Below are 15,601 nucleotides of genomic sequence, written 5' to 3' on the forward strand. Positions count from 1 at the left end.
TAACCACCTTCCCCCTTCCGGAAAGCATCCCGAACATGACTGCCGAGAAAATTGAACAATTGATTCCGCATCGTAGCCCGATGCGGCTCCTTGACGAAATCATTTCACAAACGGATTCCGAAATCGTTTGCCGCAAAACATTTCATTCGGACGAATTTTTTGTACAGGGTCATTTCCCAGGTCACCCGATTGTACCAGGAATCATTCAATGCGAATGCTGTTTACAAGCCGGAGCGATTTTGTTGGCGAGCCAGATGGAGGGTGTCAACGATGCAGGTGCTAGCTTGGTCCCCGTGGCGACACGCATGGACAATGTTAAGTTCAAACGCATGGTAAGGCCGGGAGACACTGTCGAGGTTCATGCTGTTCTGAAAGAGCGAGTCAGTCATGCGTTCTTCCTAACTGGCAAAATGACGGTCAACGGTAAACTCGCCGCCAGACTCGATTTTGCCTGCTCCGTCGCAGACCCGAGTAATGTCAAATAGTAGCGGCGTCTCTCCGAGACGCCGATTGTATGTCTGAGCGAAACGACCTCCCCCAAACGAAGGAGGAGGTCGAGCGATGCCGCTTAGCCCGGATTCTTCATGGGCTTGCAAATTGTTTTGCTAACGTCTACGCCTTAAAGCGTTTACGTTCATTGCTCGAAAAACAGTCTGCGAATCATCCGGGTTAGGCGTTCGCGAGGGAGGGGGCCGGTGCGGCACTTGCACGAAGCAGATCGCGTAAGCTCCCTCCCGAACGAGGCTTACGCCCGTTCGACCTCCCCCCAAGCTTCGCTTGAGGGAGGTGGTTAAGTGGTTGACTCCGCTGAAAGTCTTGGCGACTTTCGCTACAAAAAATCACAATACCCGAACCGCTGTTCCGGGCGACAGCTTATCGCTGGGGTATTCGATTACCGAATCGCCTTCGGCAAGACCTCCGACGATTTGCGTTTGCGACTCATTTTGCAGTCCTGTTTCGACTGGCTTGAGCATCGCTTTTCCTTTCTCGACTGCCAGAACATGCCACCGTCGATCGTGTCGAAACAGCGAGCTGTTTGGTACAAGGATAGCGTTGTCCAATTGATTGACCGTGATCCGTGCTTCGATACGGTAACCATCGCCAAGCGTCGCAATTCGCTCGGGTGGCTCATTGAAATCGGCGATCACGTTGACCCGTTGCTCTTCGACGCCAAGCGACGAAATCTTCGTGAAGGCTCCTGGTTCGACAACACGGACATTTCCTTTTAGTGGTGAACCACCACCCCAATGTTCGATCGTCACCTCCGCCCCACTTTGAATTTTCACCGCATCGGTCGACAAAACGTCAATTTCCATCTCCAAGTTTCGTGGGTCGCCCACTTCGATCAAAGGTGTCCCGACTGCAACCACCGTCGAACTCTCCTGCAACACCCTCAGGACTCGGCCTGTGATCGGCGAATAGATTTCAAAAGGCTCGACCGTGACTTCGACATCATCGGCTGAAAATTGGTCGAGTGCGGCTTTGGCCATTTTTAATTCAAAGCTCGCAATCTCCGAATCAAACGATGCGGTTTCAATCGCCTGGGCCGCAGCTAACCTTTCCGACTTCGCAATGTCGTACTCTTCTTGTGAGATAGCACCTTCGGGACGCAAACGTTTTGCGCGATCAAACTTGGACTCGCTAAGTTCAAGGTTAATCCTCGCCTGCTGCTGACGTGACTGAGCGCGCCGCACCGCTGATTCAGCCGCTTGAACGCGCGCGTTCGCTTCCGCAGCAGTCCGTTTGTCTAAGATCGCGGGGTCGCTCGGCAGGATAACGGCCAACAGTGTTTTCTCGGTAATGAAATCGCCTTCGTTCAACTCGATCCGAGACAACCGGCCTGACACCGGAGCGGACACGGTATACTTTTCCCGAATCCTCGTCTTGCCGTCTTCTTGGACCGTGACACGCAAGGGGCCAGACACGACCGCACTCACTTGGACGTCAACCGGTTTGGGGAACATTGCCGAAACGCCAACCATCGCCACAGCTATCAGCAGCGTACCCCACAGCAATGTTTTGAGTGAAAACCTCATCGATTAGTCTCTTGTTTTTAGCACGCCAATTAAATCCAAATGTTGAACTTGGCGTTGCACCAAGCCAGCCGACAGAGCGGTTCCGACGACCACCACTCCTGCTGCTAACAGGAATGTACCGCGACGAATGATTAATGGAATTCGGTAATTCTCCGTATCCAAGCCTGCCGCCACATAAGCCGACAAACCGTAGCCGAAAAGAAATCCGAGTGGTATTGCCAGAATCGTGAATAAAAAGATTTCGCCCAATAAGACGGTCGATACTTCGCGATTGGTAAAACCGACCACTCGCATCGTCGCCAAATCACGACTCCTTTCCGACAATGAAATTCGAGCTGTATTGTAAACAACACCGATCGCAATGATCACTGCAAAAAGGATGATGGTCGAGCGCATCACCAGTAGATTTTCTGCAACCGTTTTCTCGAAACTTTGCATCATTGCATCTTTGATCGTCACGCTTCCAATTCCAGGACGCACTTCCAATTCCGCAAACACTTCGTCCATCCGATTCGAGTCGACTCTTAAAAACGCTCCCGAAGCAACATTGGATTCGATCAACGCAGCGTGCAAACGGTGTTTGTTCATATAGGCGTTCACCCCCGAGTACTCTTCAACGATCGCCGACACTTCCAATGTCAAGGTTGGCCGTTTGTCCTCGAGCACTTCGACGATCACCTCATCGCCCACGGACGCTCCCAAAATTGCGGCCAATTTCGAATTAAGCATGATGCCGAAATCGGGGACACGAACAACTTTCTCATCCGCATCGAGCAAACGAAACAGTTTTGCATCAGGTTCTAAACCCATCAATCCAATGCGGCGTGACCGGTTTTGGTAACGGATTCGGGTTGCCACCGATCGCATCGTTTCACTCTCCAAGACGCCATCCAAGTTTTGGACCTCGTAGATGACCGACTCGGTCGCAGGCTCGACGAATGTCACTGTCAAATCTTGGCGCTGGGCCATCCGGAATTGGAAATCCATCATATAGTTCATCGCGTCGAGAGAAAAATTCCCCAGGATCATAACGGCGACGGCCATTGCGATTCCTATCACCGATAACGATGCCTTGATGGGGCGACGAGTCAGGTTGCGGACGACCATCCGCATCTCCGGTGCCAGCGATTGACGAGGCAAGATTCGCTCGACCCACGATGGACGAAAACTTGGAGGTGGCTCAGGACGCATCGCTTCGGCTGGCGGCAATCGAACCGCACCCTGGACCGCTACAAACGTCCCCACGACCGCCGTGATCGAAGTAAGCAGAAAACCGCCAGCGACAGCGGACCAATTGATCTGAAATCGGAGCGAAGGAAACTTGTAAAACTCGTCGTACATTCCCAACATATTCGCTCCCATCCAAAACCCGACCAATGTCCCAAGGATCGTTCCGACAAACGTGATCACAAGCACGAGATTCAAATAGTGAGCGCCGACTTCTAGATTCGAATAACCAAACGCCTTTAACGTTGCAATCTGTTCACGCTGCTGCACGATCATTCGCGAGATGGCAATGTTGAGTAGGAAAGCGGCAACGCCCAGAAAGATGGACGGAGTGATGATCGCCATGCCGCGAAGTTGCGCCATTTCATCGCTGACGTATTGATACGAAAGCTGCTCATCACGATCGTACGCACCCACCGATCCAAACGGGCGTAGCAGCCGATCGAGATCGTCGATGACGCTTTCGACACGACTGCCGTAAGCCAATCGAACCGCGACGTTATTGAACGCACCCGACATATCAAAGGCCGCTTCGAGTTCTCGTTCGCTCATCCAAAAGATGCCGAACCGGCGATCATCTGGTAACATCGCTCCCGGTTGGATTTGAATGACATATTCAGGCGAAAGAGCAATGCCGACGATTTTCAACTCTTGCGTCTTACCATTGATAATGCCGCGGACACGATCCCCCGGAACAAACCCATGGGCATCGGCAAACACCTCCGAAACGACCACTTCTCCGGCTCGTTGGGTTTGCAACATTCGTCCACGTGTAATGTAGACTTGGTTGAGTTTGCTTTGGCCAACGTCAGGGATACTAATCAAGCGGGCCGTCGCCGGTTCGGTCATCCCAGGAACATCAAGCAAGATATCGTAAACCAATCGAGTTTCGATTGCTGCAACCCCTGAAATCTCCGCTAGCCGGGGTAACATCGCGTTAGGAGTTCGCTGAGTCGAAGCGAAAACGTCAGCAAAGCGATATTCACGATAGAAGGAATCCTTTGAGGTCTTTAGCGATTGATAGGCGCACATCGACATCACAAATGTCGCGACACCGGTAGCGATGACAAGTCCAATCGCCGTCGCCTGTCCCCGTAGATGGTAAAGGTCTCGAAGCAGTTTTCGATCGAGTTTTTTCACAGGACGCGTCTCACCAAGCAAGCTCCGAAACATCGAGTTTCGTTTCGTTCACCTTCACGTCACCAATTTGACCATCGGAAAGGGAGATAACACGATCCGCAATCCGAGCGATTTCAGCATTGTGGGTAATCACAGCCGTCGTTGTCCCAAGTTCTTGGTTGATTCGTGAGATCGCTTCAAGTACCACGATGCCGGTTTTGACATCGAGCGCTCCGGTCGGTTCGTCGCAAAGAAGTACCTTCGGATTTTTCGCAATCGCCCGGGCAATCGCGACACGCTGCTGCTCACCGCCCGAAAGTTGCGCCGGAAAATGGTCCGCACGCTCCTTCAAACCGACGAGCTCAAGAGCATCAAGGGCTCGCATCGGAGACTCGGCGATCTCGGTGATCAATTCGACATTTTCACGGGCGGTAAGGCTGGGGATCAAATTGTAAAATTGGAACACAAATCCAACGCTATCACGACGGTAGCGAGTCAGAACCGCTGGGTCACTAGCCGTCAAGTCATCGTCGAGATAGTACACCGTCCCAGACGTCGGAACGTCAAGTCCACCGAGAATATTTAGGAGCGTCGATTTCCCGCTCCCTGATGCACCGAGCAAGACGACAAATTCACCCTCGAACAACTCCAAACTCACACCACGCAGCGCAGGTACGGAGACCTCGCCCATCTGGTAGACTTTCGTGACATCGACCGCTCGAAACACGGCAGTCGGTGTATCGGGTTTTGTATTTGTCAAACGATTTTTCTTTCGATGGTATGCCACTCGGCTCTCCGAGCGAGATTGGTTTCCCCTACAACTCGACGAAACACTATCATAAAGTAAAACGGCCTGAATTGCTTCTGAACATCAACGAACTCACTCGATCCAATACTCATGAACCATCGATTTTTCTTACTTGGCTTGTGCCTGATGCTTGCCGCCTTGGGCTGTAACAACCGCGAAACCGACTCCGGAAAAACGTTCGCCCAGTTGAATTGGTATCCCGAATCGGAGCATGGCGGGCTGTACCAGGCATTGGCGGACGGAACGTACGCGGAAGCGGGATTGGATGTCGAAATTCGTCCTGGCGGTGGCCCGACACCGGTTGCACCCGAATTGGTGCTCGGACGCGTTCAATTTGCAGTGACGAATGCGGACGATGTGGTCCTATTCCGAGCCCAAGGAGCGGATGTGGTTGCCGTCTTGGCAGCGATGCAAAACCATCCACGCTGTATTCTCGTTCGCGAAGATAGCGGCATCCAGACTCTCGACGACTTAGCAGGCGTGACACTCCAGCGAAATCCGGGGCGAGTGTTCCTCCAATTCATGCGTTCGAAAGGCTTGTTGGATCAGGTCACCGAAGTTCCCTACCACAACAGCGTCACGTCACTCGTTACCAGCCAAGGTTTTGCCATCCAAGCCTACTCGTTCGCCGAACCGCATTTGGCAGAACAACAAGGGGTCAAGGTACGCAAGCTGATGCTCAGTGATATCGGCTGGAATCCCTACTCAAGCGTTTTGGTTACCAGTGGCAAAATGATTCGAACCGAGCCCGAACGAGTTCGTCAATTCGTACAAGCAACTCGCACCGGCTGGCAAAACTACTTGACGGATCCTACGAAAGGCAACGCCGCAATTTTGGCGGCAAATCAGCATGGGATGACCGCCGAAGCGTTACAGTTCGGCGAAGCGGAACTACGAACGCTTGCTCTGCCAAACAACCAGCCGATGGAGTCAATAGGGGAGATGACTCACGACCGTTGGCAAACACTCGTTGACCAGATGCAGGATCTCGACGTCATCGAAAAAGGCGTCGTCGATCCAAACGACTGTTTCACAACAGAGTTTCTGAAATAGCGGCGTCACCGTAGCGGCGTCTCTCCGAGACGCCAAAACCCCACGAGTCTCGGAGAGACTCGACTACTCGTAACACAGTAGCGGCGTCTCTCCGAGACGCCAAAATCCACGAGTCTCGGAGAGACTCGACTACTCGAAACACAGTAGCGGCGTCTCTCCGAGACGCCAAAACCCACGAGTCTCGGAGAGACGCGTCTACTCGAAACACCGTAGCGGCGTCTCTCCGAGACGCCAAATCCCACGAGTCTCGGAGAGACTCGACTACTCGAAACACAGTAGCGGCGTCTCTCCGAGACGCCAAATCCCACGAGTCTCGGAGAGACTCGACTACTCGAAACACAGTAGCGGCGTCTCTCCGAGACGCCAAAATCCACGAGTCTCGGAGAGACTCGCCTACGGATTCAGATCAGCGGTCAATTTTTCTAGCTTCGACAGCGTCGTGGGACTGACGTGATGCTCGATCCCCTCGGCATCGTGTGCGGCGGTTGCATCGTCGACACCGATCGCCAACAGAAAATCGTGAACGATTTGATGTCGCCTGCGAGATTCAACCGCCAACCGCTGCCCTTTGGCCGTCAAGCAGATGGGGCGATAAGGCTGCGTTTCCAATAGTCCTTCGCCAACCAAACGAGCGACGATGCGGGTCACCGTAACATGGCTGACCCCGAAAAAGGCAGCCAAATCGACAACTCGGCATTCATCTTTGTCTATCAAAATATCGGCTACGGCCTCCACATAATCCTCAGCCTTCTCACTGGAATGATCCAACCGAATTCGCTGGTGTGACCGTGAAGCAACGACCTTTTTCGAGTTGGCTTTTCGAGAATTCAAAGATACGAAATCCAAAAGAAGAATGAAGGTGGTCGACCGACAACGGGCGGATCACGATATCACTTTTCTATCGTCCCAACAATCACCAGAACCGTCGTGGCCCAGGCTTCCAGCCTGGGAAAACTACAAAACTAGTAACACGGGCAAACCCAGGCTAGAAGCCTAGGCTACGACGGACGCTCATTGTGTTCGGGTGGTATTTCTTGGCCGTCGTGGCCCAGGCTTCCAGCCTGGGAAAACTACAAAACTAGTAACACGGGCAAACCCAGGCTAGAAGCCTAGGCTACGACGGACGCTCATTGTGTTCGGGTCGTATTTCTCGGCCGTCGTGGCCCAGGCTTCCAGCCTGGGAAAACTACAAAACTAGTAACACGGCAAACCCAGGCTAGAAGCCTAGGCTACGAGGGACGCTCATTGTGTTCGGGTCGTATTTCTTGGCCGTCGTGGCCCAGGCTTCCAGCCTGGGAAAACTACAAAACTAGTAACACGGCAACCCCAGGCTAGAAGCCTAGGCTACGACGGACGCTCATTGTGTTCGGGTCGTATTTCTCGGCCGTCGTGGCCCAGGCTTCCAGCCTGGGAAAACTACAAAACCAGTAACACGGCAAACCCAGGCTAGAAGCCTAGGCTACGAGGGACGCTCATTGTGTTCGGGTCGTATTTCTCGGCCGTCGTGGCCCAGGCTTCCAGCCTGGGAAAACTACAAAACTAGTAACACGGCAAACCCAGGCTAGAAGCCTAGGCTACGACGGACGCTCATTGTGTTCGGGTCGTATTTCTTGGCCGTCGTGGCCCAGGCTTCCAGCCTGGGAAAACTACAAAACAGTAACACGGCAAACCCAGGCTAGAAGCCTAGGCTACGAGGGACGCTCATTGTGTTCGGGTCGTATTTCTTGGCCGTCGTGGCCCAGGCTTCCAGCCTGGGAAAACTACAAAACCAGTAACACGGCAAACCCAGGCTAGAAGCCTAGGCTACGACGGACGCTCATTGTGTTCGGGTCGTATTTCTCGGCCGTCGTGGCCCAGGCTTCCAGCCTGGGAAAACTACAAAACTAGTAACACGGACAAACCCAGGCTAGAAGCCTAGGCTACGACGGACGCTCATTGTGTTCGGGTGGTATTTCTCGGCCGTGAGGGTCGAAGGAGGGTGTATCGGTAGCATCCGACAAGTTGTCGCGCAAACTACGATCGGTAAAGTGCTCGAGTCGCTCGGCTTTGTCGTGAATCTTCGCTGCATCGAGGCTTGCTTCGGACACCAAGTACTGTTCCCATAGTCGATGTGAGCGAACCAATTCTTGAGCGTGTTGCTTGCCGAGGAGTGTCAATTGATATTGATCGTCTTGTTGCCGTAGCTCCCCTCGACGAGAAAGCGATCGAAGTGCGGTCCAAAGTTGCAACCGCGATGAAAACAACTCATCCGCCAAATAAGCCCGGCTAATCGTTCTTGCGTTGCCGTTGCTTGAATCCGACGATACACGCTCATGTTGCCGATACATCGTCGCGACGATATCGTCGCAAAGAATTCGTAGGGACAACGCTCGGTTTCGGACCCAGCGAACGACGAGCCCTTGCTGGGGTGCGAACAACAACGCCACCGTAAAAAACAGCCCAACCATGACCGCCATCATTCCGGCAGTCGTCGTACTTTGATAACCAAACCAAGTCGGCGTTATCACGGCCGCCACATGTCCGCTAATCGCACCAACGGCGGCAACCAAAGCCGACAAGAAGATCATCACTCCCAATCGATCGGTCAAAAGGTAAGCGGTCGCAGGCGGCACAATAAACATCGCGACCACCAGAATATTCCCGACGCTCTCGAAACTGGCGACCGCGGTCACAGCCACCAACACCATCAAGGCGTAATGCATCGCCCAAGCGGAAAACCCCATCGATGTGGCCAATGACCTATCGAAGGAAGTGAGCTTAAGTTCTTTGAAAAAGAGCAGGACAAAGAACAGATTGATGATCGCCACCGCCCCGAGCACCCACACCGCTCGCGGAAAATCGAAGCCAAATAGCGACAACCGATCGAGTGGTGTCAGCTCGATCGCCCCGTACAAAACGCAGCCGGCATCCAAATCGACTTGGTCGGCTGCTTGCACAATCATGATCAATCCGAATGCGAACAACGACGTGAAGACGACCCCCATCGACGCGCCTTCATCGACTTTACCGACACCTCGAATCCACTCAGTAAACAAAGCGGTCAAAATGCCAACAATCACCGCCCCCAAAAACATCGGCAAACTACTACGACTATTGCTGATAAAAAACGCGGCTGCCAAGCCCGGTAATACCGCATGGGAAACCGCATCCCCCAGCATACTCAAGCGGCGAAGTACCAGAAAATTCCCCAGAAGTGCGGATGCAACCGCACACAAAACGCCTGCCGTGACGATCCAGCCATCGAGTTGCCAATTCCAAGTCATGTCGCCACTCCGTCGGATGTCGTGTGCGGTGACTCCGGTACCGCGATCTCAACCGGTCGCTGTTCCAATAGCGTCTCTAACTCGTCAATCATATCGGGTCCAAGAACATGCTCGATCGCATCGGCATCACGATCCACGCGGCTGGCAGCCACCTCGGCATGCGTAATCAAATACAATTCCCACAACCGATGCTGGCGAGTCAGTCGAGCACCTTCGACGTACCCCGCTCTCGTCAACCCGATCGCTTGCTCACCAATCGTCACCAATTCCTCGCGGGCGGCTGATCGAATCGTTCGCCACAATTGCCGTTTTGACCAACTTCGTATCGCCATCAACTGATCGATGGAAATCGACTTCGATTTTAATGTCGCGTGATCGCCCGATGCCCCCGATGCCCCCGATTCGCCCGATGCCCCCGATGCGCCAAGCTCCAACAACTCATAAAGCCCGCGAAGCAAATGCTGTCTACGAATACGTCGATTGACGCTATATCGTCGGTGCCAGCGAACCAGTAAACCACGCTCGGTCCCAAAAAGCATACTGCAGCCAAACAGCGTGGTGGACGCCAACACGATCATCGCCCCCGAGGGTAATCGTGGAAACAACGCACTGGCGGCCCCCCCAAGCACGCCTCCAACACCACCAATCAGTGCCGCCAACCATGCCGTCACCCACATCTTCTCGGTCCAAAATCGGGCCGCCGCCGCAGGGGTCACAAACAAAGCAACGACTAGGATCAAGCCTACCGCCTGCAGTCCCACGATCGTTACCAAGACAACCAAAGACATTAGAGCGAGGTCGAGGCCCAAGACCGGCATACCTCGTGAACCGGCAAAACTTTCGTCGAAGCAGAGCAATTTGAACTCTTTAAAGAGGAATAAACAGCCAGCGATTCCGATCAACGATGCTGCCGCGATCAAGTTGGCATCGTTGGCGTTCATCGACGCGGTTTTGCCATAGATAAAACTTTCTAGCCCAGCCGCATGTCCCGTATCCATCTGCTGGACAACGCCGAGCAGTGCCATCCCCGCCCCAAAAAAAACGCTCAGGGCGATCCCCAATCCCGCATCCTCTTTCAAGCGTGTTTGCGACCGCACGATCAACACGACCGCGACTCCTAGCAAGCCGCTAAGTGTTGCACCGAATAACAGAATCGGCAACGATTTGCCATCCATCCCCAAACCACTGGCGACGATAAAGGCAAGTGCCAACCCCGGTAACGTGGCGTGCGACAAGGCATCGCCGAGCAAAGCTCGTTTTCGCAGTAACGTAAAACTGCCCACCAAACCAGCAGCCGCTCCGAGCACGGTGACCCCGAAGAGGACCACGCGAGTGTTATAGTCTTCCAGCAAGACGACCCGGCGCCACTGGGACGGCGTCGGCCAGGTCACACTGCGACCCGCTATCGACTCGGTCGATGATTGGGCGGTGCACGCAACGGGAGCCATTGAAAACAGGAACAGAAATACCATCGTTTGCAACGCGTGGCATAGGCTTCCAGCCTGTGAGCTGCGATTCACAGGCTGGAAGCCTGTGCCACGACTTAAGAACGGACGAATCATAACGATCGCTCCCGACGCCGCATCGCCTCACTGACCTCATCAAGTAGCGTCAAACGGCCTCCATAGGTCTTCTGCAAATTCTCCGACGTGAACGTTTCCTCGACGGGACCGTGTGCGACCACTCGCATGTTCAATAAAACGACATAGTCAAAATACTCGGGAACGGTTTGCAGATCGTGATGAATCACGGCGACCGTTTTGCCACGCGAATTCAGCTCACGCAGCAGATCCACAATCGCTTTCTCGGTCGACGCATCGACCGCTGCGAACGGTTCGTCCATCAAATACAGATCCGCGTCCTGCACCAACGCGCGAGCCAAGAACGTACGCTGTTGTTGACCACCCGACAATTGACTGATTTGCCGATAGGCTAAATCCGCGATGCCGACGCGGCGCAGGGCCTCTAAAGCCGCCATCCGATGCTTCTTTCGCACCGGCATGCACCAACCAATTTGGCTGTACAACCCCATCGTGACCACATCGAGCGCATCGACGGGGAAATCCCAATCGACACTTTCGCGTTGAGGCACATAGCCGACGCGGTGCCGATTTTCTCGGTACGGTTTTCCAAACACCTCCACTCGCCCCGACGCCGTCGGCACCAAATTCATGATCGCCTTTAGCAGCGTACTCTTCCCAGCACCATTGGGACCAACAATCCCAATCAACGAACCAGCCGGCAGGTCCAATGTCACATCCCAAATCACCGGTTTGCGGTGATAGGCAACGGTTAAATCATCGATCGACAAAGCAATCGATTCCGCGTTCTTGCCACCGTCCGGTTTGTTCGTCTCTCGATTCATTTGCTCAACTGTTTCATTCAAGTGGGGTAAGCTTCCTAGCTTGCCATCCGTTTGGAAAACGCAAGCTGGAAGCATACGCACCTACTGGCTTAACTTTCCCTGAAAACCGTCCTGCGGTGCTTCACCGCCAAGCCCGCGAGCGACCAAAGTGAAGTTGTGATCGAGCATCCCGATGTAGGTACCTTCGTAGGTCCCCGCCGCGCCCATCGCATCGCTGAACAGTTCCTTATCACCCACCACGACCTCGTGACCTCGCGAGCGAGCCCCTTCGACGAGCGAATCGATATTTTTTCGCGGCACGCTGCTCTCGACAAAAACCGCTTTGACTTTTTTATTGACCAGTAGATCGACCAGCTCATTGATCCGCTGCAAGCCTGCTTCCGACTCGGTCGAAATCCCTTGCACGCCCATCACCTCCAATCCGTAGGCACGTCCAAAATAGTTGAACGCATCGTGCGAAGTGACAAGAACGCGGCTGCCTTCGGGGATCGTCGCAATCACCCGTTTGCCATACTCGTGAAGTTTTGCCAGTTCTCGACGCAGCGTTTCCGCCCGCTCGCGGTACGCCGCCTCGGACGGTGGGTCGATCGCAGAAAGCTCATCGGCGATGACCTCCACACACTTCGACCATGCCGATACATCCATCCAAACATGAGGGTCATAATGCCCCGATAGCTCGGAGGGTTCCAACAACGTATTCTCATCAAGCGCTTCGGTGATCGCCACCACCGGTTTCCCTCGAGCCATCTTGACGAGGGTGTCGGTCATTTTGCCCTCCAGCATCAGACCGCTGTAAAAAATCACATCAGCGGTCATCATCGTTTGGACATCGTCGCGAGTTGCTTTGTAGAGGTGTGGGTCAACGCCCGGGCCACAGATCTGAGTCACCTCGACGCGGTCACCACCGACCGTCCGCACCAAATCGGCAACCATCCCAACGGTCGTGGTCACCGCAATCGGTGAATCAGGATCGACGGTGGCAGAGCCAGTCGGGATGGTGGACTCCATCGTCCCCTTGCAACCCGCAATCACAACCAAGATCAAGACGCAAACAGAAGCGAAACGCATCATCAGAGAGAGAATCCCAATAGAAGAAATCGTTGCCCTCAGCAAAACGACCCCATAGTAGCCATTGCTACATTTCCCGTCCAGTAGGTCTCCTCTTAGGTCTCAAGGAGCGACCATCGGTCCAACGCAATCAGAAAAGCGGTAAACAACAGCTTTCAAACAGCCCATCACGACCTAAGCTCCCATGCTGACAAAGCGGTAGCTATCAGCAAGCACAAAGCTTCGGCACGACACTTGCACAACTCCCAACTCCCAACTCCCAACTCCCAACTCCCAACTCCCAACTCCCAACTCCCAACTCCCAACTCCCAACTCCCAACTCCCAGGCAACCCCAATGTCCACCCATGCTGCTCGTTTTCGTAGCCGGAACTACTGGAATTGCGCTGCTGCGGTTTTCCAAGAATGGTTACGTGAACCGACTCAAGTCGCATCGGTCGTCCCCAGTTCACCGGTTTTGCTGAATCAAATTGTCGACCGCGATTGTATCAAGACCGCGTCATCGATCATCGATCTTGGTCCAGGCACGGGGGGGACGACCGAAGCGATTTTGGATCGCGCAAACGATACATGCCGCGTATTGGCCATCGAAAAGACGGAAGGTTTTATCGAACCGCTTCGTTCGATTGACGACGCACGGTTGACGATCGAGCATGGAGATGTGATCGAACTCGAGCGAATCTTGTTGGCTCACGACGTCCGTTCACCCGACGTGATCCTCTCGGGCATCCCTTTCTCATCGCTCTCCCCCGATGCCGCTGCTTCGATCATGCAATCGATTCACCGCGTACTTGCCAGCGACGGGACCTTCATCGCCTATCAATTACGAAACGACGTAGCCCGCTACGCTGAGAAGCATTTCGGAACCCCCGAATCGACTGAAATGGTTTGGTTAAACATCCCACCGCTAACGATCTACACATGGCGAAAAAACGGCCCCTATTGATTCATGTGCCGTTGTGGCACAATTTTCCTTACCTGGAATGAGAACCAGGATCGATCGGAGTGGATCTTGTTGAATCACTCGTCGTGCGGCAAGGTCTCGTTTTTGGGTACTGGACGAGGTAACGAGTCCTTGGGGACCGCGGTGCTGTCAGGGACTCGTAACCTCGTCCACTACGACCAACCCTAATTTTCAATCTGGACAAAGCACTCGCAACTGGCAACTCAAAACGTTTCGGGATAGATCACCAACTCGATGCGGCGGTTGGCGGCGCGGCCCGCGGCAGAGGTGTTTGGTTGGCGAGGATTGTTGGCGCCTTGTGCGACCGTGAATAACTGCTGGGCTGGCATCCCTGCTCGCCGTGTTAGCAGTTCCAAGACCGCAGCAGACTGACCCGCAGCCAATTGGTGACTCGTTGCAACTTGGCCTCCGTACAGCGGCGAATCGTCGGTATAACCTTCCACTCCAATGCGTTGGTTTGGAAAGATCGCGCGAAGTTGTGCGGCAATCGGGTCGATCGTCGATGCAGCTTGCGGCAATAATTGGGTCGTTCCAGGTTGGAACAATTGGTCGGCGGGTACGACGATGCGAATCACGTCACCATTTTTTTCGACCGGGATCCCCCCCAGATTTAACCGACCGGCCAATTGTGCTAAGTCCGTGTTTGGCCGAATGGTTGCGCCACCACGCATCTGGGTCGACGCCTGATAACCGCGAACCTGGCTTTCAGCTTGCTTGGCTGCGATCGCCGTTGACTCGAATTGGCGTGTCGTGTCGGATAACTGCTTTCGGACCAGCCCTAATTCTTCTCGATAAACTTGAGCTTGTTGTTCGCTTTGTGCCAATTGAGTGTGCAATTGACGATTATTGTCGTCTAGCAATTGCACACGCCGACTCAGCTCTGCGATGCGAGCATCGGAAGGTTGAACCGCAGCGGTTTGCGGCGTCTGCCAAGGACTGGCACCATTCGTGTTGGCTAAGTACGGATTTTGGTTGCAGCCAACGAGCAACGAGCCGACGAAGATCGATGCAATGCCAACGAACGACTTCACCCCCGTCAGCGGGAAGCTGCGGATTGGCGTGATGTTCGCGGGACGGATGGATCGTCGCATTGCTCTATACTCTTGATTCACTTCAGAAAACGGACGGTTTCATCTTTCACAAGATCCACTACTAAAACCTCGCTGACGGTAAAAAGATTTCGTCTACCACCGCAAGAGCAAAAATCGAGGCTCTTGAAGGAGGGAAGGAGTGAAGGAGTGAAGGAGGGAAGGAGGGAAGGAGGGAAGGGGTGAGCCTTGATTTGCCGTGAATTGGATTTCTGATTGCGATTTGCTATCTACCCCACCGCACCTAACAGCCCCCCGAGGCTAGAAAAGAACTTTGCGATGAATGACTGTCGCGACCGAAAACTCGAGTATCAAGCGAGGCAAAACCGGATACAAGAGCAAGGATTCAAAGCGCTAGCCCGGATTATTCACGAGACACCAAACAAAAAGGGCCTTTCTTGCGTCTAAGTGTTTAACAACAAAGCACTTTCGACAAACAAGGAAGACCCTTCATGAGTTTACAGTCTGCGCAGCAATTTGTCTTGGGCTTTTGGGACAATAAACCGATCGAATTTGAGCAAGTCGAGGAGAATCTATCCTCCGATGGCGGACTGATCGCCTTCTATCAGCTCGATCAAAAACTCGGTTGGACAAAATCCCTGGCGAACCTCA

General features: G+C 53.7%; 12 protein-coding genes. 3 read left to right on the top strand and 9 right to left on the bottom strand.

The window, feature by feature from the left end; translation table 11 throughout:
- Positions 1–35 precede the first annotated feature (35 nt).
- Positions 36–485, top strand: a complete 450-nt coding sequence (locus Q31b_RS05895) for a 3-hydroxyacyl-ACP dehydratase FabZ family protein (RefSeq protein ID WP_146598646.1) — start codon at positions 36–38, stop codon at positions 483–485.
- Between the two features lie 354 nt (positions 486–839).
- Here Q31b_RS05895 and Q31b_RS05900 read toward each other — a convergent pair whose 3' ends face one another.
- Genes Q31b_RS05900 through Q31b_RS05910 form a run of 3 tightly spaced genes read right to left on the bottom strand, consistent with a single transcriptional unit; the run spans position 840 to position 5,142 of the window.
- Positions 840–2,036 carry an efflux RND transporter periplasmic adaptor subunit gene (locus Q31b_RS05900; RefSeq protein ID WP_146598647.1) on the bottom strand — a complete coding sequence of 399 codons (1,197 nt, stop codon included), beginning with the start codon at positions 2,034–2,036 and terminating at the stop codon, positions 840–842.
- A 3-nt stretch (positions 2,037–2,039) separates the two neighbouring features.
- Positions 2,040–4,436, bottom strand: a complete 2,397-nt coding sequence (locus Q31b_RS05905) for an ABC transporter permease (protein ID WP_231617321.1) — start codon at positions 4,434–4,436, stop codon at positions 2,040–2,042.
- A complete protein-coding gene (locus Q31b_RS05910; RefSeq protein ID WP_231617322.1) occupies positions 4,414–5,142 on the bottom strand; it encodes an ABC transporter ATP-binding protein in 729 nt (242 codons plus the stop codon). The genes Q31b_RS05905 and Q31b_RS05910 overlap by 23 nt, the downstream gene beginning before the upstream one ends.
- A 138-nt stretch (positions 5,143–5,280) precedes the next feature.
- Between Q31b_RS05910 and Q31b_RS05915 the strand changes: the two genes are divergently transcribed.
- Positions 5,281–6,243 (top strand): ABC transporter substrate-binding protein, encoded by a 963-nt coding sequence (locus Q31b_RS05915; RefSeq protein ID WP_146598648.1) that lies wholly within the window; start codon positions 5,281–5,283, stop codon positions 6,241–6,243.
- Positions 6,244–6,636: 393 nt separating this feature from the next.
- On the opposite strand, the gene mntR is transcribed toward Q31b_RS05915, so the two are convergent.
- From mntR to Q31b_RS05940, 5 genes are all read right to left on the bottom strand, one after another.
- A complete protein-coding gene (mntR, locus tag Q31b_RS05920) occupies positions 6,637–7,074 on the bottom strand; it encodes a manganese-binding transcriptional regulator MntR (protein WP_146598649.1) in 438 nt (145 codons plus the stop codon).
- A 1,088-nt stretch (positions 7,075–8,162) separates the two neighbouring features.
- Positions 8,163–9,506, bottom strand: a complete 1,344-nt coding sequence (locus Q31b_RS05925; protein ID WP_146598650.1) for a metal ABC transporter permease — start codon at positions 9,504–9,506, stop codon at positions 8,163–8,165.
- A complete protein-coding gene (locus Q31b_RS05930) occupies positions 9,503–11,068 on the bottom strand; it encodes a metal ABC transporter permease (protein WP_231617323.1) in 1,566 nt (521 codons plus the stop codon). Before Q31b_RS05930 ends, Q31b_RS05925 begins: the two co-directional genes overlap by 4 nt.
- Positions 11,065–11,871 carry a metal ABC transporter ATP-binding protein gene (locus tag Q31b_RS05935; RefSeq protein ID WP_146598798.1) on the bottom strand — a complete coding sequence of 269 codons (807 nt, stop codon included), beginning with the start codon at positions 11,869–11,871 and terminating at the stop codon, positions 11,065–11,067. The genes Q31b_RS05930 and Q31b_RS05935 overlap by 4 nt, the downstream gene beginning before the upstream one ends.
- 81 nt (positions 11,872–11,952) lie before the next feature.
- Entirely contained in the window at positions 11,953–12,942 is a 990-nt protein-coding gene (locus tag Q31b_RS05940) for a metal ABC transporter solute-binding protein, Zn/Mn family (RefSeq protein ID WP_146598651.1), read from the bottom strand.
- Between the two features lie 332 nt (positions 12,943–13,274).
- On the opposite strand from Q31b_RS05940, the gene Q31b_RS05945 reads away from it, so the two are divergent.
- The gene (locus Q31b_RS05945; RefSeq protein ID WP_146598652.1) at positions 13,275–13,883 is read left to right on the top strand and encodes a class I SAM-dependent methyltransferase; all 609 of its coding nucleotides are present in this window, start codon (positions 13,275–13,277) and stop codon (positions 13,881–13,883) included.
- A 221-nt stretch (positions 13,884–14,104) separates the two neighbouring features.
- Here Q31b_RS05945 and Q31b_RS05950 read toward each other — a convergent pair whose 3' ends face one another.
- Positions 14,105–14,992 (bottom strand): OmpA/MotB family protein, encoded by an 888-nt coding sequence (locus Q31b_RS05950; RefSeq protein WP_146598653.1) that lies wholly within the window; start codon positions 14,990–14,992, stop codon positions 14,105–14,107.
- Between the last annotated feature and the right edge of the window lie 609 nt (positions 14,993–15,601).

Origin of the sequence: Novipirellula aureliae (assembly GCF_007860185.1) — a bacterium.
In the GTDB taxonomy this organism is placed as follows: Bacteria; Planctomycetota; Planctomycetia; order Pirellulales; family Pirellulaceae; genus Novipirellula_A; species Novipirellula_A aureliae.